At 53.7% G+C, this 19,675-nt stretch carries 19 protein-coding genes and 2 pseudogenes; 15 read left to right on the forward strand and 6 right to left on the reverse strand.

Features of this window, described 5'->3' with window-relative positions:
- Positions 1–34: 34 nt before the first annotated feature.
- From IPN69_23795 to IPN69_23855, 13 genes and pseudogenes are all read left to right on the forward strand, one after another.
- Positions 35–268, forward strand: a complete 234-nt coding sequence (locus IPN69_23795; GenBank protein ID MBK8813734.1) for a type II toxin-antitoxin system Phd/YefM family antitoxin — start codon at positions 35–37, stop codon at positions 266–268.
- Positions 269–390: 122 nt separating this feature from the next.
- Positions 391–957 carry a hypothetical protein gene (locus IPN69_23800; protein MBK8813735.1) on the forward strand — a complete coding sequence of 189 codons (567 nt, stop codon included), beginning with the start codon at positions 391–393 and terminating at the stop codon, positions 955–957.
- A gap of 137 nt (positions 958–1,094) precedes the next feature.
- Positions 1,095–2,129, forward strand: coding sequence for a DUF1016 family protein (locus IPN69_23805; GenBank protein MBK8813736.1), 1,035 nt, complete (start codon positions 1,095–1,097; stop codon positions 2,127–2,129).
- A gap of 4 nt (positions 2,130–2,133) precedes the next feature.
- Entirely contained in the window at positions 2,134–2,469 is a 336-nt protein-coding gene (locus IPN69_23810) for a protein kinase (GenBank protein ID MBK8813737.1), read from the forward strand.
- A 77-nt stretch (positions 2,470–2,546) separates the two neighbouring features.
- Positions 2,547–3,394, forward strand: a pseudogene (locus tag IPN69_23815) (KilA-N domain-containing protein).
- Between the two features lie 199 nt (positions 3,395–3,593).
- The gene (locus tag IPN69_23820) at positions 3,594–3,872 is read left to right on the forward strand and encodes a hypothetical protein (GenBank protein MBK8813738.1); all 279 of its coding nucleotides are present in this window, start codon (positions 3,594–3,596) and stop codon (positions 3,870–3,872) included.
- Between the two features lie 12 nt (positions 3,873–3,884).
- The gene (locus IPN69_23825; protein MBK8813739.1) at positions 3,885–5,561 is read left to right on the forward strand and encodes a serine/threonine-protein kinase; all 1,677 of its coding nucleotides are present in this window, start codon (positions 3,885–3,887) and stop codon (positions 5,559–5,561) included.
- Positions 5,562–5,574: 13 nt separating this feature from the next.
- Complete coding sequence (locus IPN69_23830) at positions 5,575–5,871, forward strand: hypothetical protein (protein MBK8813740.1); 297 nt, start codon at positions 5,575–5,577, stop codon at positions 5,869–5,871.
- Positions 5,872–6,022: 151 nt separating this feature from the next.
- Positions 6,023–6,556 carry a PD40 domain-containing protein gene (locus IPN69_23835; protein ID MBK8813741.1) on the forward strand — a complete coding sequence of 178 codons (534 nt, stop codon included), beginning with the start codon at positions 6,023–6,025 and terminating at the stop codon, positions 6,554–6,556.
- Between the two features lie 484 nt (positions 6,557–7,040).
- On the forward strand, positions 7,041–7,478 hold the full coding sequence (locus tag IPN69_23840; protein MBK8813742.1) for a hypothetical protein: 438 nt from the start codon (positions 7,041–7,043) through the stop codon (positions 7,476–7,478).
- A 27-nt stretch (positions 7,479–7,505) separates the two neighbouring features.
- Positions 7,506–8,165, forward strand: a pseudogene (locus IPN69_23845) (alpha-N-arabinofuranosidase).
- Positions 8,155–8,424: a hypothetical protein gene (locus tag IPN69_23850; GenBank protein ID MBK8813743.1), complete on the forward strand. Its 270-nt coding sequence runs from the start codon at positions 8,155–8,157 to the stop codon at positions 8,422–8,424. The pseudogene IPN69_23845 and the gene IPN69_23850 overlap by 11 nt, the downstream one beginning before the upstream one ends.
- 105 nt (positions 8,425–8,529) lie before the next feature.
- On the forward strand, positions 8,530–9,462 hold the full coding sequence (locus IPN69_23855) for a hypothetical protein (protein ID MBK8813744.1): 933 nt from the start codon (positions 8,530–8,532) through the stop codon (positions 9,460–9,462).
- A gap of 341 nt (positions 9,463–9,803) precedes the next feature.
- Here the strand turns inward: IPN69_23855 and IPN69_23860 are convergent, their stop codons facing one another.
- From IPN69_23860 to IPN69_23870, 3 genes are all read right to left on the reverse strand, one after another.
- On the reverse strand, positions 9,804–11,444 hold the full coding sequence (locus tag IPN69_23860; protein ID MBK8813745.1) for a beta-lactamase family protein: 1,641 nt from the start codon (positions 11,442–11,444) through the stop codon (positions 9,804–9,806).
- Positions 11,445–11,947: 503 nt separating this feature from the next.
- The gene (locus tag IPN69_23865) at positions 11,948–12,520 is read right to left on the reverse strand and encodes a hypothetical protein (protein ID MBK8813746.1); all 573 of its coding nucleotides are present in this window, start codon (positions 12,518–12,520) and stop codon (positions 11,948–11,950) included.
- A 269-nt stretch (positions 12,521–12,789) separates the two neighbouring features.
- Positions 12,790–13,077 carry a hypothetical protein gene (locus IPN69_23870; protein MBK8813747.1) on the reverse strand — a complete coding sequence of 96 codons (288 nt, stop codon included), beginning with the start codon at positions 13,075–13,077 and terminating at the stop codon, positions 12,790–12,792.
- A gap of 513 nt (positions 13,078–13,590) precedes the next feature.
- On the opposite strand from IPN69_23870, the gene IPN69_23875 reads away from it, so the two are divergent.
- The gene (locus IPN69_23875) at positions 13,591–14,505 is read left to right on the forward strand and encodes a dihydrodipicolinate synthase family protein (GenBank protein ID MBK8813748.1); all 915 of its coding nucleotides are present in this window, start codon (positions 13,591–13,593) and stop codon (positions 14,503–14,505) included.
- Positions 14,506–14,616: 111 nt separating this feature from the next.
- On the opposite strand, the gene IPN69_23880 is transcribed toward IPN69_23875, so the two are convergent.
- Positions 14,617–16,155 (reverse strand): beta-lactamase family protein, encoded by a 1,539-nt coding sequence (locus IPN69_23880; GenBank protein ID MBK8813749.1) that lies wholly within the window; start codon positions 16,153–16,155, stop codon positions 14,617–14,619.
- Positions 16,156–16,382: 227 nt separating this feature from the next.
- On the opposite strand from IPN69_23880, the gene IPN69_23885 reads away from it, so the two are divergent.
- On the forward strand, positions 16,383–16,724 hold the full coding sequence (locus IPN69_23885; GenBank protein ID MBK8813750.1) for an STAS domain-containing protein: 342 nt from the start codon (positions 16,383–16,385) through the stop codon (positions 16,722–16,724).
- A 15-nt stretch (positions 16,725–16,739) separates the two neighbouring features.
- Here the strand turns inward: IPN69_23885 and IPN69_23890 are convergent, their stop codons facing one another.
- Positions 16,740–18,269, reverse strand: a complete 1,530-nt coding sequence (locus IPN69_23890) for an amidase (protein ID MBK8813751.1) — start codon at positions 18,267–18,269, stop codon at positions 16,740–16,742.
- A 93-nt stretch (positions 18,270–18,362) separates the two neighbouring features.
- Positions 18,363–19,475 (reverse strand): tetratricopeptide repeat protein, encoded by a 1,113-nt coding sequence (locus IPN69_23895; protein MBK8813752.1) that lies wholly within the window; start codon positions 19,473–19,475, stop codon positions 18,363–18,365.
- Positions 19,476–19,675 lie beyond the last annotated feature (200 nt).

Consider the following 19,675-nt stretch of genomic DNA (forward strand, 5'->3'; position numbering starts at 1 on the left):
CTTAATATCTGATCAGATTCACAATCATAGACCCATGAAGAACAAACCGAAGACGATCAGTGTGAGCGAGTTCAAAGCCAAGTGTCAGCAGATCCTTGATGAACTCGGACCGGAAGGAATCGTGATAGAGAAGCGGGGCGAGCCGATCGCAAAGGTCATTCCGATCGGCGATGAGGATGATTTGAGCGTGATCGGTTCGATGAAAGGCTTGATCACGATCTCTGGTGATACCTTTACGACGGGGACAAAATGGGATGCTGAATCTTGACTCGCAAATCCTGTTGCGACGTTGACCGGCGATTTGACCGACCGGGAACGAAGTCCATCACCGGAAGATCCTTGGCTCGAAGTTGGTACCGTTTCCAGCTTAAATCGATTGGATGATTGCATATGTTAGACGACGATGATTATTCAGTGACTGGCCGGCTTTGGGGAAAGATCAGCGACAAGTTCGCATATCTCGTTCCGCTCCGGATCATACGCCGGCCCGAATCGCTGACGATTCTGGATTACCGGCCGACGTTTCTTATGTTTCTGACCGTCGTCGGACTTATTGTCCTGGCGCTGTCGGCGGTCTTCATTTTCTTCGGTTACGATGCCTCGTGGCTGTGGGTGCTCGGCGCTCCTGGGGTTGTGGGCCTGTTCTTGGTCTTCAAGGGCACGCTCCGCGAGGTCTATCATTTCGACAAAACTTCGGACACTTATACTTTCGTCCGTCAGTTCATTCATCGCAAAGAGGTGATAGAAGGACACACCAGCCAATTCACAGGAGCCTCGGTAAAAACCGTTAGCAACGAAGACAGTAATTCATATTTCGTGGTTTTGCAGCAAGAAGGAATGTTCCTAACGGGCGTTGACGAGCAGATGTTGCGTGAAGAGGTTCCGATGTTCAATACATTCGAACGGGAAGCCCGGATCGCGGGCGCTATCTCAGGATTTCTTTCTTCAAATCGCTGAGATGTTTCGCTGTCCACGAGCTGAAGCTAGTGACAATTGATGCAGACACAGCGGTTACGAGAATGCGAGCCAGTTGTATGTGATCAAGGGGGGTTGAAGTAGATCAGCCAACGATGCCCAAACGAGGTTGGGAAATTATGAGTTCCGAATCGATCATTACAGACGAATACGCTGACTTTATCTCTAAACTCAAAGCCGATATTGGGAGGACGCAGATAAAGGCGGCGCTCACCGTCAATCGCGAACTCGTTTTGCTCTATTGGCGCATCGGAAACGGTATTTTGGCAAAGCAGAAGGAGCTCGGATGGGGAGCAAAGGTCGTCGAGCAGATCTCGCTCGATCTGCGGCTCGAGTTTCCAGCGATGAAAGGGTTTTCGCGGACAAATCTGCTGTATATGCGGCTCTTTGCCGAAGCGTATCCCGACGAGGCAATTGTCCAACAAGCTGTTGGACGAATTCCATGGGGTCATATTGTCCGGATTCTCGACAAGGTGAAAGATCCGATCGAACGTGAATTCTACATAACTAAAACCATCGAAAACGGCTGGAGCCGCAATGTTTTGGAGATACAGATCGAAACAGGCTTGTATTTGCGGCAAGGCAAAGCGATCACGAATTTCGAATTGGTACTGCCGAAGCCGCAATCCGATCTCGCTCAGCAATTACTGAAAAGCCCGTATAGTTTCGATTTTCTCGGACTCACGGACGAGGCCCACGAACGCGACATCGAACAAGCGATGATGCGGCACGTGCGAGAATACCTGCTCGAATTGGGTGTCGGTTTTGCGTTTGTCGGGAGCCAATATCGGCTGGATGTAGGTGGTGAAGAGTTTTTTGTTGACCAGCTTTTCTATCATCTTAAACTCCGCTGTTATTTCGTTTTGGAGTTGAAAGCGGGTAAATTTAAGCCCGAATACCTCGGCAAGCTCAATTTCTATCTTTCGGCGATCGACGATATCTTGCGAGAGGACGGCGACAACCTCAGCGTTGGACTGATTCTTTGTCGCGGAGAGAATAAAACCGTCGCGGAATACGCCTTGCGCGATATGACCAAGCCGATAGGTATTTCGAGTTTTGAACTGACAAAGATCTTGCCGGAAAACTTACGCGGCAATCTGCCGACGATCGAAGAGATCGAGGCCGAATTGAGATCGGTGAAGATCCGCGAATAAAAAAATGACATTGACCGAAGGCACAAAACTAGGACGATACGAGATCCGCTCCGTTATCGGCGTCGGCGGAATGGGCGAGGTTTACCGGGCGAGCGACCCGAAGATCGGTCGTGATGTGGCGATCAAGGTCCTGCCGGCGGATCTCTCCGCTGACAAAGACCGTGTCGCGCGGTTTGAGCAGGAAGCTCAGGCCGCCGGTGCTATGAATCATCCGAATATCCTTGCTATTTACGATGTCGACACGCAGGACGATGTTTTGTATGTCGTTTCTGAATTGCTCGAAGGCGAGGAACTTCGCCATCCTCTGGACGAAGGGCCGACAGGCAGTTGCTCGACCTAAAGGCCGATAGGAATTGGGACTTCCTGCAAGACGACCCGCGATTTAACGGAAAAACAAGAACGTGGCGAAAGTTAGTTATGGCTAAAGATAAGACCATACTGGTAAAAGGAACAGAAATTACGATTTCAAATCGAGGTGAGATGGACTATATCTCGCTGACCGATATTGCCCGACATCGAGATGCCGAAAGAAGTGATTATATTCTGCAAAATTGGCTGAGAAATCGCAGCACGATCGAATTTATCGGATTGTGGGAGCAACTAAATAATGCAAATTTTAATTCCATCGAATTCGATGGATTTAAGAACCTCGCAGGCTCGAATAGTTTTTCACTCACTCCGAAACGATGGATCGAATCCACTAGAGCCATCGGCATAATTTCAAAGGCCGGACGCTACGGCGGAACTTTTGCTCACAAAGACATTGCCTTTGAATTTGCATCGTGGATCTCTCCAGAATTTAAGTTATACCTCATAACTGAATTTCAACGGCTCAAAGACGACGAAAGCAGACGTCTGAATCTCGAATGGAATCTTCAAAGAACATTGGCAAAAATAAATTATCGAATTCATATGGATGCGATCAAGGAAAACCTAATCCCGGCGGAACTTTCCAAATCGCAGATCAATCTTGTGTATGCCACCGAAGCCGATCTTTTGAACATGTCTTTGTTCGGCAAAACCGCAAAACAATGGCGTGACGAAAATCCCGATTCGGTCGGAAATATCAGGGATCACGCATCTATCGAACAATTAGTAGTTTTTCTATCGAACAATTAGTAGTTTTATCGAATTTAGAAAGCATCAACGCTATTCTTATTCAGCAAGGATTGCCACAAAGCTCTCGATTAAAACAGCTAAACGCGATCGCGATAACACAAATGACTTCTTTAATGACTAATTCAAACGTCGAAAAGTTGAAGTAGGAATCTATGAAACGGAGCCCTGGATGCAGACCGGATTATTACGACGGCACGCTGCTGTATTGCATCGACGATGGATATGGACCGCTCGAAGGCCCAGCGTCGATGGATGAGCCGGCGATGGCCATCCGGTCTGCTGTCGAAGCCCCGACTACGCCACAATTAAGGACAAACGACGAAACGGCAATTTTGGACGGATTCGATGGCGGCGGGGCTACGGCACCGCAAGCTGACGGAAGTTGGATTCGAAGAGCTGAATGCCAAAAAGGCAAAAGACCCCAACGGATATGTTAAAGCCATGGATTTTTCCTGCGCATATGCCCGGGACAAAGACAAAGATAAGACGATCGAATATCTGAACAAAGCGTATGACGAGCGTGGCAGGCGGTTGCTCGAACTAAAGGTTGATAAAATTTGGGACTTCGTGCGAGACGACCCGCGATTTAAGGAATTGGTCCGCCGAGTCGGGATTCCTGAATAGAGAAAGATAAAGATGGAAACAGGAACAATCATCAATCAATACAAAATCATCTCGCCAATCGGTAAAGGCGGAATGGGCGAGGTGTATAAGGCCCACGATTCGCGGCTTGATCGTGAGGTAGCGATCAAAGTGCTGCCATCGGGAATGTCGAGCGACGAAGACCGTCTGCGGCGGTTCGAGCTGGAAGCAAAGGCCACCTCGGCACTCAATCACCCCAACATCCTGACCGTTTACGACATTGGCGAGCACGACGGCTCGCCGTTTATCGTGGCTGAGTTGCTCGAAGGCGAAGAGCTTCGCGAGCGTCTCGACGAGGGTTCTATCCCGCTCAGAAAAGTCACTGAATACGCCCAGCAGATCGTAAGTGGGCTCTCGGCGGCTCACGAGAAAGGGATCGTCCACCGCGATCTGAAGCCTGAAAATCTGTTCATCACGAAGGACGACCGCGTAAAGATACTCGATTTTGGACTCGCAAAATTGTCAGAACCGGGAGCGGTAGCGACTGGGTCGGAGGATCACACGCGGAAAGCCCTCACCAACCCCGGCGTAGTAATGGGAACAATCGGCTATATGTCGCCGGAGCAGGTTCGCGGCCACGCGACCGATCACCGGTCCGACATCTTTTCGTTCGGGCTGATCTTGTACGAAATGATCACGGGAAAGCGGGCGTTTCAGCACGAAACCATGGCCGAAACGATGTCGGCAATTCTCAAGGAAGAACCGGAGGAGATCACCGAATCCAATCCGAACATCAGCCCTTCGCTCGGGCGGATCGTCAGGCGGTGTCTGGAAAAGAAGCCCGAGCAGCGGTTTCAATCGACGGCTGATCTTGGCTTCGCGCTTGAGGCATTGTCTTCGCCGACAAACTCGTCGGGCGGATTTACGACCGGGGCCAATGCGGCTGTGGCCCGAACCAGCAGATCTAAATGGATCGGCTGGGCACCGTGGGTCGCGGCTGCCATTCTTTTGCTCGGCTTCTTGGCGAGTGCGCCGTTCGCGGTTAAGTACATTCGCCAGCCGGCACGGACCGAGGCCGTTCCGATCAGTTTTTCGATCAATCCGCCGGGGAAATCGGCCGGGTTTAACCAATTAGCCATTTCACCGGATGGCTCAAATCTGGCTTTCAACGCGTTGATCGACGGCAAACTTCTGATGTTCCTGCGGCCGATGAATTCGCTCTCCGCCAGAATGCTGCCGGGAACGGAAGGCGCAGCAGGTTTTATGTTCTGGTCGCCGGATGGCAGATCCCTGGGATTTGCCACCAGTAACGGAAAGCTCAAGCGGGTCAATCTCGCAGACGGGACCGTTCAGAACATCTGTGATTTCATCGGTGATCGACGCGGCAACGAGGGTTCATGGGGCCGCGACGGTACCATCATCTTCTTTGTCGGAGGACAAGGCATCATGCGAGTGCCAGCGTCAGGCGGTAATGCTGTCTCGCTACCGGGATTTGAAAAGAACGAGGAAATGCTCAAACGCTGGCCGCAATTTCTGCCCGACGGACGCCATTTCATCTATCTTGCAACGGACACGAAGAAGGGCACATCCGAAGTGATGGCCGCGTCGGTCGACGGCGGTGAATCAAAGCGATTGTTTTCGTCAGATTCCAACGCCCGCTATGCCCCATCGCCTGACGGCGGCGGGCACATCTTCTTCCCGCGGTGGGGCATTGCTCGCCCAGGCGTTTGACGCTGACAAGCTGATGACTGCCGGCGAGCCGTTTCGCGTTGTGGATCAGATTCGGATCAACGCCAATGCCCGTGCATTCTTCACGGTGTCGGATAATGGAACGCTTGTTCACGACCCGAGCTCAGATCTGGAGAATCGGCAGATAACCTGGTTCGACCGAGCCGGCAAGCAGATCGAAACGATTGGCCCGATCGGGGCCTATGCTGTCGCAAGACTTTCGCCCGACCAGAAACGGATCGCCGTTTCACCGGGCCGCGGGAACTCGACATCTTTGTGTATGACATCGCCCGAGGCACGAGTTCGCGTCTGACGTCCGGTTCGTCGGACGTCGACAACGTTGCTTGGTCACCGGACGGAAATTACATAGCATGGTCCGGGCGGCAGGTCGGGAGTAGCGAGATGTACCGAAAGTTGGCAAGCGGTGCCGGTGAAGCCGAGGTTTTAACCCGTTCGACAACCCGATATTCGTCACCGACTGGTCGTCTGACGGAAAGCATATTCTTTACACCGATGCCGATCCAACGACAAACACCAACATCTGGGCACTGCCGCTCGACGGTGATCGCCGCCCGTTTCTCTATTTCGGTTCGCCATTAGAGGACACGTGGGCCCGGTTTTCAGCTGACGGGCGGTTTATTGCCTACGCGTCGCGCGAATCGGGAGTCTCCGGGGTTTACGTTCAGACGTTTCCGGCGTCGGGCGGAAAGTGGCCAATCTCTACAAATGGCGGCGGCAGTCCTGCGTGGGGACGGAACAGCGAGATCTTTTATATTGCATCGGACGGGAAGCTGATGGTGGCCGAGTCGAAAACAGGAGCAAACTTTGAGCCCGGCATTCCCAAACCGCTTTTCGACACCGCTGTCGCGAGGACAACTCAGGCGAACATCTTTGACGTTTCAGCCGACGGCCAGCGGTTCCTATTCATCAGCCGGATGGCCGACGCCACTTCGTCGTTAACGGTTTCGGCCAACTGGATAGCGAACTTCAAAAGATAGTCGATCGCCTCGGACGTTTCCGAACGCGTTCGGTGAGCACAACAGCAAAACGCCGCGAGTACGTTAAGGCATAGAAAATAATGACATTAACCGCAGACACAAAACTGGGAAGGCACGAGATCCGCTCCGTTATTGGAGTCGGCGGAATGGGCGTCAACGCGGAACTCTCAAAATGGTCAGTTCCAATTGAATGACCCGAGTCGGGATTGACGTTTCGAGTGCATAGAACAGAGCCCTTGCTCACGTGCGGGCAACGGACACACGATCCGGGACTTAAAAGTCAGGATTCCTGAATAGTGCACTTTTTGTTTGCTTTGAAGTTACGATTTTATTCATCGGAGGATAACAAATGTTAGGAGATCCGGACAGTGTTTTTGACCGCTTTTGGGATAAGATTTCGGAACGATTCGATTTTCTCGTACCGCTTTGGATCATGAGGCGGCCCGAGTCATTGGCCGTTATTGATTACAGACCAACGTTGATGATGTTCGCTGTCATTGTGCTGTTGATCGTTTCGCTGATCGGAATCGGCTGGTTTGCGATGAATTTCGACCCGGAGCTTTGGCTGATCGGCGGAATTTCCGGTCTCGCTGCAGCGGCGGCAGTCTTTCTATTGTTCAGGTTTACGATTCGCGAGGTGTATTATTTCGACACCATAACGGACAAATACGTTTTCACACGACAGTTTATCCATCGCCGTGAGGTTATCGAAGGCGCGCTCAGCCAGTTCAGCGGAGCGACGGTGAAAACGGAAAGGGATGAAGACAGTGAAACTCACTTCGTTGTTTTGAAGCAGGAAGGAATGTTTATTGCGGGCGTCAGTGAACAGATCCTGCGCGAAGAAGTACCGATCTTCAACTCATACAGCCGCGAAGCCAGAATCGCCAGCGCGATCTCCGGAATTTTGGCTTTGAAGCGGTAAGTCGGGGATTTTCTGTGAAGATATCACGTGCTCTTGAATGTGGTTCTGTTCCTGGCGATCTTCACGGTTTCTGCGGCTGCTCAACGGGTCGATGTGAATATCGACCCGTCGACGCCCGGCACCACGATCGATCGCCATCTTTTCGGACAGTTCGCGGAGCATCTTGGCTCCGGCGTTTATGAGGGAATCTGGGTCGGAAAGGACTCTCAGATCCCCAACACCCGCGGTATCCGCAACGACGTCGTTGCCGCACTCAAAGCGATCAAGGTGCCTAATGTCCGTTATCCGGGCGGTTGTTTTGCCGATGAATACCACTGGCGTAAAGGCATCGGAACAAAAAGAGTTGCCACCCTTAACCCCAACTGGGGCGGTGTGATCGAGCCGAATACGTTCGGAACTCACGAGTTTATGGATTTTCTCGATCAGATCGGTTCTGAGGCGTTTCTTTCGGTGAATGTGGGCTCCGGAACTCCGCAGGAAGCGTCAGAATGGCTCGAGTATTTAACCACGGATCAACCGACCGATCTGGCCAAAGAACGCAACGGTCACCCCGCGCCTTACAAAATCCCGTTTCTCGGAATAGGAAACGAAAGTTGGGACTGCGGCGGAAATATGACGGCGGATTACTATTTGAGTCAGCTTAAGATCTTCAGCCGTTTTGTAACATTCGGCTGGAATTATTCACCGTGATATCAAGCCGGATAATGTGATGATTCGGGCTGACGGCTTGGCAAAGATTCTCGATTTTGGAATTGCCAAGCTGTCAGAACCGCCTGCGGTAGCGGGTGGTTTAAGACAAAGCCGGTCAGATGACGAAGCTGAGCCATCCGATACCGCAGATGGTTCTGACAGGGAGGCCGCGACCGCGATCCGGCCGCAAACTCAGCCCGGCATGATTATTGGCACAGCAAACTATATGTCGCCCGAACAAGCCAATGACTCGTGACCGAATGAGCCGTTTCGTGCGCGACGCCAAAGCCGCATCGGCGCTCGATCATCCGAACATCATCACGATTTTTGAGATCGGCGAATCCGTCGGAACTGATAAGCAATGAGAAGTATTCGGATCGGTCTGATTTCCATCGCCATCATTGCGCTTGCCGTCCAAGCGCATTCGCAAATGGCGCCGCAGAACCCGTCGCCGTCGACCGAGACGACGCGGCCGCATACGCGCGTCGCGAGGGTCGATGTTCCGGGCGAGCGAACCGAGCTTAAATCTCTGACAGGCGCGGTTTTGTTCGTGCCGGAGAAGAGTCGTGTGAAGATCAAGCCGCCTGAAGGCGGAACTCCGAGCGTGGCCCGAAAGATCCCGCTCGTCATTCATTTTCACGGGGCTCCGTGGCTGGTTCAAAAGCAAATTTCGGACGAGATGCCCAAGGCGGCGCTCGTGACGATCAATCTCGGCTCAGGCTCACGGGCTTACGGTGGGCCGTTTGCAGCTTATCCGGTGCTGTTCAAATCGGTGATCGACGAAGCGGCGGCGATGCTCAACCTTAAGAACGGCTTTTCATCGATCACACTGATCGGATTTTCGGCCGGATACGGCGCGATCCGTCAGATACTTCGGCAGCCGGACAACTTCAAATTGGTCGATAACGTGTTGCTGCTCGACGGAATTCACGCGAGCTATGTTCCGGAAGGAAAGCCACTCGGCGCCGGCGGCGTGATCCGCGACGAGGATCTTGACTCATACCTAGCCTTCGCGCGCGAGGCCTCGAAGGGCCGAAAATCGTTCGTCATCACACATTCGGAACTCTTTCCGGGAACGTACGCGAGCACGACCGAGTGCGTCGATTACCTGATCGCGAAACTCGAACTGAAGCGGACGCCGAAACTCAAACACGGACCGATCGGTATGCAGCAGCTGAGCGAGGTAAACGTCAAAGGATTCAAGATCCGCGGCTATGCCGGCAACACCGGGATCGATCACGGCGATCATCTGTACGCCATGCCGGCGTGGCTCAAGTTGCTAAAGATTGAGTAATCCCCAATTGATCGTTTGGCGAAAAATGTTGCGCAAGGCATTTGTGTCCGGACTTTTCCCGACCCGAAGCCAGGCCAAAGAATACATGATCCCAGCCCAACTCGACGTGGAATCCTGAAATCTGGATTCCAGAGTTCCACGGGTTCCAGACTGGGAATCCCGAATCGCGCTGCATTCGCGTCGAGTCGGTACCATCTGCGGTAGCGGATGGTTGAAGATCGGTTGGTATCAATACTTCAGTCCGGGAGTGCCGCAGCCAACCATCCGCTACCGCAGATGGTACCGACTTGTCCCGGCCCCGAATACAAAGTACCCGTGGGTTTTTGCAAAGCTCCCGAATCTTATCTCCCGACCCGCACGAACGGCATATCGCGCATTCGCGAGCCTCCGATGTGAAGCTTTTCGATCTTTCCCGACTTGTCGCGCGTCACCCAAACGACATAACCCGGCGTCGAGAAGTGATCTTTCGTTACCGGCCGGAGCGGCAGGCTCGTGGTCGGCCGCTGACGGATGAAGGCCTTGTCGCCCTCGATAACAAAGGTGAACGCCGCCTGGGACTCTTCGCTGTACCACTCGCCGGCGAATTCGGCGAGATCGGCGGCCGTCGGCTTCCAATCGGCAACGCGCGTCAGGAGCGTCGCCGAACCGTCAGGATTCTGAATTCTTGCTTTGTTCGCGTCGGTGAACGTCAGTTTTCGTTCGCCGATCAAAAATGCGCCGCCGGCGATCGGTTTCAGTGCCGATCCCGCCAACCGTAGCTCGCCTTTTTCAAGCGTGATCGGATTCACGAACCGGGTGACATCGTTTTGCCACGATCCTTCGTATTTTCGGAGCTCGTCTTCGGCAACCGCAACGGTCTCCACCTTTGCCGGTGCCGGAAACGGTCCGAAGATCTCATCGGTGACGCTCGCGCCGAGCCCGCCGGCACTCGGCGAAGTGCCGTTGCAAAGCACCGCGACCGACAGCTTTTTCTCGGGATATCGCGCAAGAAATGTCTGATAGCCCGCGGTTGATCCGCCGTGAGAGACGTCTTTGATCCCCTTGTAATCATCGACAACAAGGCCGAGCGCATAGCTGATCTTGCGGCCGTCGTTAAGGATGCCTTGTGTTTCGAGAGCCTCGACCAACGGTGCTCCCATCGAGCGCGAGTCGAGCATCGCGTTCCACTTGAGCCAGTCACCGACCGTCGTCAGCATCCCGCCGTTTCCGTAAACGTTCATAAACGGCATGTTGAGCTGCCACGGCGCGTCGTTGCCGTTGCGCGAATATGCCTGTGCGCGCCCCGGGACGATTCGTTGATAATCGTCGCGCCACGACGAATTCTTCATCCCGAGCGGCTTGAAAAGACGCTGTTCGATGAACGCCGGGAACTTTTGTTTTGAAACCCTTTCGACGATCAGCGCCGCAAGTTGATAGCCGCTGTTCGAATACGAGTACTCGGCTCCGGGAACGAAATCGAGCGATTTCTGCCGCAGGATGACGTCGATCGCAAGATCCTGGGAGATCACGCGGTCGCCGCGGCCCGCGCCGGTGAGCGCCATCACCGATCCCCAATCCCGCAACCCGGCAGTATGATTGAGCAAATGCCTGATCGTCATCGGTGAACCGTAATCAGGCAGCTCGGGAATGTACTTTCGAACGGGATCGTCGAGGCTGAGCTTCCTGTCCTGCTGAAGCAGAACGAGTGCCGCCGCCGTGAAGTGCTTCGCCACCGAACCCGACTCAAAGATCGTCTGCGGGGTATTCGCGATCCCGTGCTCCATTTCCGCCAGACCGAAGGCCTTTTCGAAAACCGATTCACCGTTCAACGAAACTCCTACCGAACAACCCGGAGCCGGCATCTTCACGGCCTTTGCGGCCTTATCAAATGCCCGTTCGGCTCCGGCGATCACCGCTTGCCGATCCGGAGCCTGTGCCGACGCGATCCCGGCAAACAGCAACAGGACCGAGCTGAAAATGTATTTTCTTGATTTGAATTCCATAAGTTTTCGACGACTCCGACCGAGTCGCAAAAGCTCGGTCTCGGATTCTTGGCTTGAGAAAATCAATACTAACCTTGCCCGCGAATCTCACGAATTTGCGCGAGTAGTTTTAGATTTTGGCTTGATATTCGCGTTCATTCGCGGGCAACCTATTAAGTTTTGCCTTTCACCTTTTTTGCCTTTCTTCCTTTTTCCTTTTGCCTTTCTTCCTTTTTCCTTTTGCCTTTCTTCCTTTTTCCTTTTGCCTTTCTTCCTTTTTCCTTTTGCCTTTTGCCTTGTTCAATCACTCAACCACGATTTTTCGCCAAACGCTCTCACTCCGCCGACCGAAATGTAGGCCGAATAGGTCGCAATCCATCAACAGCGTCAACTGCACGATCGCATTCGAAAAAAGGATACTCGAAGCGTCGAATGTTATTGCTTCGACATAATGAAGAAAAAACCGGGCATTTCGGTCGAAAGCCCGGCACTCAAATAGTTTGGCACTTGGCTCAAGAAGCCGATTATTCAGGAATCCACTTTGACGTTCCACCTTGACCACATTGCTCGTCGCGGGCAGCTCTCGATGCATAGGTATAACCGCACCCGGTATAGACAGTTTGTCCCCTTACCAGTTTTGTTTGGTCAACGCCGTCACCGATCCACTTCGAAGTTCCGCCATCTTGACCGCATTGTTCGTCACGGGCGGCTTTTGTTCTGTAGGTGTATCCACAACCAACATACACGGTTGCTGACCTGGCCGTGGTTACGCGTTCGTCAGGAATCCACATAGAGGTTCCACCTTCTTGACTACATTGCTCGTCGCGGGCAGCCCTCGATGCATAAGTATATCCGCAACCCACATAAAGAGTTTGCCCTCTCCTTAAGCTGTTTTCGTCAACGCCATCACCAATCCACTTCGAGGTTCCTCCGTCTGGACCACATTGTGTATCACGGGATGCTTTCATTTTATATGTGTAGCCGCAACCGGTATAGACTGTTTGTCCTCTTTTCATATTCTGTTCCTGTGCCATTGCCGTACCAGCTACAAGCAGAAACATTCCCAAAAACGTCATCGTAGACAGAATTCGCTTCATTCTATTCTTACCTAAGGTTACTTTTGTTGATTTTTCGATCTTCCGGGTAAATTCCGAACTTGAGTTGTGACAGTATTGCCGGACGATCCGACTGTTATGTTGGATACGCTATTGCATCACGCGGATAGTGTCAAGCGAGTGGGCCGTGGCTCCCGGTGAAATGAAACTGAAAACGGGACTGGTTCACCTGATCTAACGATGATTCCGCTGGTTTTATCCAGGTCCGATCAGAATTCGACAACCGGGCGAAGATCCGGGCTGCCTTCAACCTACACATCACCATCAGAACGCTTCCTGCGTCGTCTTTGCGTCTCGCGGCCGCCGCCGAAGTACGCAAGGATCATCACAACCAGATGGGCGGCGAACCAGACGTTGTCATAGCCCATATTCTGATAGATGTAGATCAGTATCAGGACGCGCGGTGCAAAGACGCCGAGCAGGATGTCGCCCCATTGCGGTACCGAATTCGCCGGGAAACCACTCGGGAACGCGATCAGATAGACAAGCATCACGATCCGCGGGAAGAAGAGTGAAAAAAGCAGAAAGTAGAAGTCCATTTATTGCCGAGCATATTCCCGCACGTGCTTCGTGTCAAGAAAAAAACCGGCGGGTTCAACAGAGAATGCCGCGTCGCGGTCTTTTCGGACGAGGCAAACGGACGCCTTTCGGCCCGTCTTGCCCGCGACCGAGAGTCCCTGTAAGCTTCAATTCGCTGATTGGGACGTATATCTACCTCTTGACGACGTAAACGCCTGTCAGCAAAACCAACGATCCGACGACCGACGAGAGCATAGCGCCGATCGGATAACAGCCGATTTCCCTGTCTCTCACTCAAATGCCCGGTGTCTCGAATGCGACGGTGAGGCTCGACCGGACCTTCGCTAAGACTTGGCGCAAGATCACAACTTGAAGCCTGAGGAACCGCTTGGTCTTTGCTTATATTTTCGGTCGTTTGATGATACCTTTCGAATGGTTTCCAGGGGCTCGCGCCGATATTGGGTCGGGTCGAATCCGGATCTTGAACGGACGCGCTTCCGCTCGTGGTTCGTTTGCCCTATTTCTTTTTTTTTATGAACCTTCAAACAACTTTGCCCGATGGCGTATTTACCGCAGTCGTGACTCCGTTGAAGAACGATCTTAGTATCGATCACGATGCGCTGGCCGCACATTGCAGATGGCTTCTGGCCAATGGCGGAGACGGGATCGTCGTGCTCGGCACGACCGGAGAGGCAAATTCCTTCACCGTCGAAGAGCGCCTTGAGACGGTCGACAGGATCGTCCGAAGCGGTCTGCCCGTCGACCGGTTGATGATCGGCACCGGCTGCTGCGCGTTCCCCGACACTATCAGGCTGACCAAATTTGCGGTCGAGCGCGGCGTCGGCGGCATTTTGATGCTGCCGCCGTTCTATTACAAACAGGTCAATGAAACCGGGCTGGCGAGATACTTCGATCTCGTCATCAGCGGCGTAAATGACGAGCGCCTGAAGATCTATCTCTACAATTTTCCGAAGTTGAGCGGCATCGGTTTTTCGGCCACGTTCGCTGGTCGTCTGGTCAGGGAATATCCGGGTATCGTCGTCGGGATGAAAGATTCCTCGGGCGACTGGGAGCATATGGCCGAGATCATCCGTGAGATTCCGGGTTTCAAGATCTATGCCGGCACCGAGAAACTGCTGCTGCGAATCTTGAGAGAGGGCGGCGCCGGCTGCATTTCCGCCACGACGAACGCCACGATCGGGATGGCCGCCCGGCTATTTCGGAACTTGCAGTCCGACGAAGCCGACGCTTTGCAGGAACAATTGACTGCAATTAGAAACGCTTTCGAGGGTTATCCGTTCACTTCGGCGCTGAAACAGATGTTTTTTGAATGGACGAAGAATCCGGCTTGGCTGAATGTCAGGCCGCCGAACTCGCTTATCGAAGCGCAGGATCTGAAGATGCTTTCCGATAGATTGCGGTCGCTGGGTTTTTCAATTGAACTGTAAGCCCGGTCGGCGAAACCGGAACTGAACCGTCGCGAACGATTGAGGCGACGCCCGAGATTTCTTCAAAACGTCGGACTCACGATCGCTCCCCGCGAGGTGGTCGGGCCGCCGCTATTTCTTGACCTCGCGCGCGATCAGTTGCTGGATCAGCGGCGGATTCTCGGGGCTGAGCGTGAAAAAGACCTCGATATTGGCCTTCTCGCCCTCGATCACGAATGTTCCGCGAAGCTGGTTTTCGGCCCTCATCTCGCCGACGCGCACGATCTTTCCGGCCTTCGCGTAAAGTGCCGCAAAATCCTTTCGGAGGATCTCGATCGGATTGTCGGGAAAGAAATTCTCGGCGAAGATCCCGCTCTTTTCGGCGTTCTCCCAGTTTGGAAACAGCTTGACCAACTCCGCTTTTCGCTGATTCAGGATCGCCGATGCCGGAGTCTGACGCGGCTTGAGTTTCGCCGCCGTGATCAGTTTGTCCAACACCTGGAGATTGACTGCGGTCGCCGGCGCGTACGTACGGTTCGCAAATGCCACGACGCCGATGCCGTATTCCGGAAGGAACCGCCAATTGCTGCCGAAACCCGGAAGTCCGCCACCGTGGCCGATGTAGATCCGTTCGTCGCAATCTCGCAGCCAGTTAAGTCCGTAATTGTAGGCCGTCACGGTCGCGCATTTGCGTCCGCCCGCGTACGCGAAATTGGGATTGAATCCGCTGATCCGCCAAGGGTGATGCATCTCGCGGATCGAACTCCGCCGGACCGGACCGGAATCGTTTGCGTCCGACGGCGGCCACGCGGAAAGATGAAGCGCCAGATAATTGGCAAATTCCTCGATCGACGTCAGCATCCCGCCCATCGACCCCCAGGATCCGTCCGGCTTGTCGTGAAGCAGCTCTTCCTCGATCCATTTCTCGTTGAGCCATCGATAACCGTGCGCGAGTTTTTCGGGCGCGACGTTGCCGTATTCCCATTCGGTGTTTTTCATCCCGAGCGGTTTCCAGATATTTTCGCGGATGTACTTCTGATACGGCTCTTTCGAGACAACCGTGATGATCCGGCCGAGCAACGTGAAGCCGAGGTTGCTGTACTCGTACTCAGTTCCGGGCGACGTTGAAAAAGAGATCTGGCCTTTGATGAGGTCGAGCAATTCCCTGTCCGAGTCCGCAAGCTGGCGGTCGCCCCACGGGTTGTCCTCGGGAAATCCCGCGCCGTGCGTCATCAGATGACGGATGGTGATCGCCGGCGAATCGGCCGTAGGGAGTTTGAGTTTCTTGAGCTCGGGAATATAGAGATATGCCGGATCGTCGAGTTTGAGTTTTCCTTCGTCGCGAAGCTTGAGGATCGCCATTGCCGTGAAACTCTTGCTCATCGACGCGATCCTGAAAATTGAAGAGGTCGTGACCGGCGTCTTCTTTTCGATGTCCGTAAACCCTTCGTTGCCCGTGAAAACCAGTTTGCCGTCGACGACGATGCCGTAAGACAGTCCCGGAATGTGATTCTTCTCGGCCCATTCCCGATACGATATCTTGATTTCCGGCAAGATCGCCTTGATCCGTTCGAGACGATCGGGATCGTTAAAACCGGCCGGTTGAAAGGATTGGCCGGAAGCTGCAAAGAAAAAGAACAAAGCGATGATAATCGACAAAAAGAATCTCATTAGAAACACCTCTCAAAATACGCCGCGAAATGTTGTTGCAAACTTAAGTCAGGATTTAAGATACTATCCGCAGTCGGTCGGAAATTCAAAAACGCACTTGCCGTGTTTTGCCGGAACGCCGAACGGCGATCTTTTAGATGAACCATCGTTCGACCGGCCTTTTCCGGGCTCGACGCGAAAGCGGAACTGACGGTTAACGGTGTTACACTAGCGAAAGATTTAACGAGATGTCGAAATTTGAAATAACAGAAAGGAAGGAAGACGGCGTTGTTGTTCTTGACTTGAGTGGCGACCTTGTTTTTGGGGATGCCCCCGCGAAGCTCCGAACCCGCGTCCGCGATTGTCTCCGGGACGGCACGACAAACATAACGCTCGACTTCGCGAATACCGGACACCTCGATTCAAGCGGCATCGGCGAAATGATCTCGGCTTTGACGGCGGTCAACCGCGAGGGCGGTCGCCTTCAGCTGATGAATCTCAGCGAGCGGATTCATTGGCTTCTCAAAATCGCGAAACTGACCGAGATCTTTGAGATTCTTTCCGAAGAAGAACAGCAAAACGCGCGATAAACCGAACTTTGCAGCTCACGACTTTGCAGGTTCGATGAGTCCCGGTTTTCGCCGCGCCTTCGTTTTTTGCTCGTACGCGTATGCCAATTTGATCAACTGCGGTTCCGAGAATGCTCTGCCGAAAAATCCGATGCCGACCGGAAGGCCTTCGAAAAACCCAGCCGGGACGGTGATGTACGGATAGCCGGCGACGGCCGCGATCGACCAGGTTGCACCGCTTGCGAGTCCGACGATTCCGTCAAGTTTGTCCTTCCCCAAAACCGCGTCGATGCCGTTCTCGCGCGTCGCCGATTTGATTTTCGCCAGCGAGTCAAGATACGCCTTGTCGGTCAACGGGCCTTTCGCCTCCGATTGCAGGAACAGTTCCTGCGCGAACAGCGGCATTTCCTTTTCCTTGTTCTCGTCGTTGTACTTGATAAGATCGGCAAGCGTTTTGTATTTCGACTTTCTGCTCGCGAGATATATTTTCAGATCCGTCTTGAACTCATAAAGCAAAACGCTCAAACGGTCGTCGCCGAGTTTTCCGAGTTCGTCCGGAAACGTAACGTCGACGAGCGTCGCCCCCGCCTCGCGAAGCAGTTCGAACTGCGCTTCGGCGATTTTCTTGACGTCGGCGTTGTTTCCCAGAAATTGCCGCGCGACTCCGATCCGCGCGCCCTTGAGTCCGTTCGTGTCGAGAAACGCCGTGTAGTCTTTTTTGCCCTTCGACGCGTCGGATGTGATCGCATCGCTCTTGTCGCGCCCGACGATCGCCGACAGCAGTGCCGCGGCGTCGGCGACGGTTCGGGCCATCGGACCGGCGGTGTCCTGCGTGTGCGCGATCGGAATGATGCCGCTGCGCGAGACGAGTCCGAGCGTCGGCTTGATCCCGACGACGCCGTTGCGCGTCGCCGGACAAATAATCGAACCGTTCGTTTCGGTACCGATCGCAGCGGCGCAGAGATTCGCCGAAACGGCGACGCCCGATCCGGCGGACGATCCGCACGGATTCTTGTCGAGAATGTACGGGTTGTTCGTCTGCCCGCCGCGTCCCGACCATCCGCTGATCGATTTTGTCGAACGGAAATTCGCCCACTCGCTGAGGTTCGTCTTTCCAAGGATGACTGCGCCCGCGTCCCTGAGTTTCCGGACGACGAAAGCGTCGCGTTCCGGCACCGGTGCGTCGACCAGTGCCAGGCTTCCGGCGGTCGTTTTCATCTTGTCGGCGGTGTCGATATTGTCTTTGATCAGAACCGGGATTCCGTGCATCGCCGACCGGACCTTGCCGCGCTTTCGTTCTTTGTCGAGTTTGTCGGCGATCAAGAGCGCGTCGGGATTGATCTCGACGACCGATTTGAGTTTCGGATCGATCTCCTTGATCCGCGCGGTGTAGATCTCGACAAGCTTGCGCGCCGTCAGTTCGCCTGACTTCATCTTCGCCTGCAGATCCGCGATTGTCGCCTCTTCGATCTCGATCGCGGCTTCTGTCGGAAACTTAATCAGCCCCAATGCGGCGATTCCGGCCGCGCCTGCAAATAGGAATTCCCTTCTCGATTGCTGTTTCATCTTTGAGTATTTGTAACCTATACGTTCGCGCTTCGCAAAAGCCCTTCGTTGATTGGAATCTACGCAGAGGATTGAATTGCCGTCTCGGACTTCCTACGGTTTCGGTTTGGGTTTCGGCTCGACTGTCTGAAGTCCGCCTTTGTATGTCTTCCGGTACTCGTCGATCTCGACAGCGCGCTTTGCATCCATCTTCCGCAGTATCGCCAACTCGCGATCGAGATCGGCGTTCGCCTTTGTAAAAGTATCGGCGATCTGGACGTACGCCCGACAGATCTGAAACTGCGCTTCGACAAGACCGGGCTTGATCGTCAGGGCCTTTCTGAAAAAGACAATGGCTTTGTCCTGTCGGCCGTCGACGACCCAATGATCGCCGTCCATCGTCGCGATGCCCATACTGACCAAGGTATTCGGGTCGTCCGGATTCTTCACCAATGCTGACGCAGCATCCCGAAGGCGCTCGGCACGCTCCAAAACGGTAATGAAATTCGGGAAAGTCGTATCTTTGTCGGTAGTTCTCGCGTTCCAAAGTTCGCGCGCTTCGGTCAATCGCCCTTGCTCGACAAGTAGCCGGCCGAGGTCGTTGCGGACGAGTGTTTTCTCCGGATCGGTTTCGAGCGCGATCCGAAAAAGCGATTCGGCGCCTTGCGTATCCTTCGCGCCGTATGTTCGCCAAGCCTTGCCGGCAATGATCGGCCCGACCGCCTTGGGATTGAGTTCTGCGGCCCGGCGAAATGCGTCGAGCGATTCAACACGACGGTCGGGAACATCGAACAAGGTCTCGCCGATTCCCATCAACCCGTCGATGCTGTCCGGGCGCAGTTCCAACAGTTTCTTATAGGCCGCGAGCGCGTCGTTCGTCGCCCCGCGCAAACGGTCGGCAACCCCTTTATAGAAGTAAACTGCGGGTTCGTCGGGAGCGATTCGGATCGCTTGAGCCAGGTCGCGTGAAGCTTCTTCGTAACGCTTGAGCCGGATATTCGCGCGGCCCAATACGATAAAAGAAATCGGTTCGTTTGGCCTGATCTTGCGGGCTTCAACGGCAAGACGCAGGGCCTCCTCGAAGTTACTCTTATCAAACTCCTGCATCGCCTTCGCAATGATCTCCTCGAACCTTGCGCGGTCGGCGGTCGGATCGTTTTGCGCCAATAAGACGGTCGAACCATGAGTCAACAACAGGAACAGAAGAAAGAGTCTTGGGATTTGCATATCGACACGCACAGAGACCTAGTTCGTTCGTACCACAGTTCATTCGAAAAAGAAAGTCTCTCTTGACAACGATTCTTTACGATTCCGACGAACGTGCGACTGATTAGTAGCGCGCCAACGTTGGGTTTCGGCCGCCGCGAAATCGCGACTGGATACCAAATTCGATTCGTTCTTTTTACAGTCTCCTTATGTTGCATCAA

The sequence above is a fragment of the Acidobacteriota bacterium genome (genome assembly GCA_016715115.1).
Lineage (GTDB): Bacteria > Acidobacteriota > Blastocatellia > Pyrinomonadales > Pyrinomonadaceae > JAFDVJ01.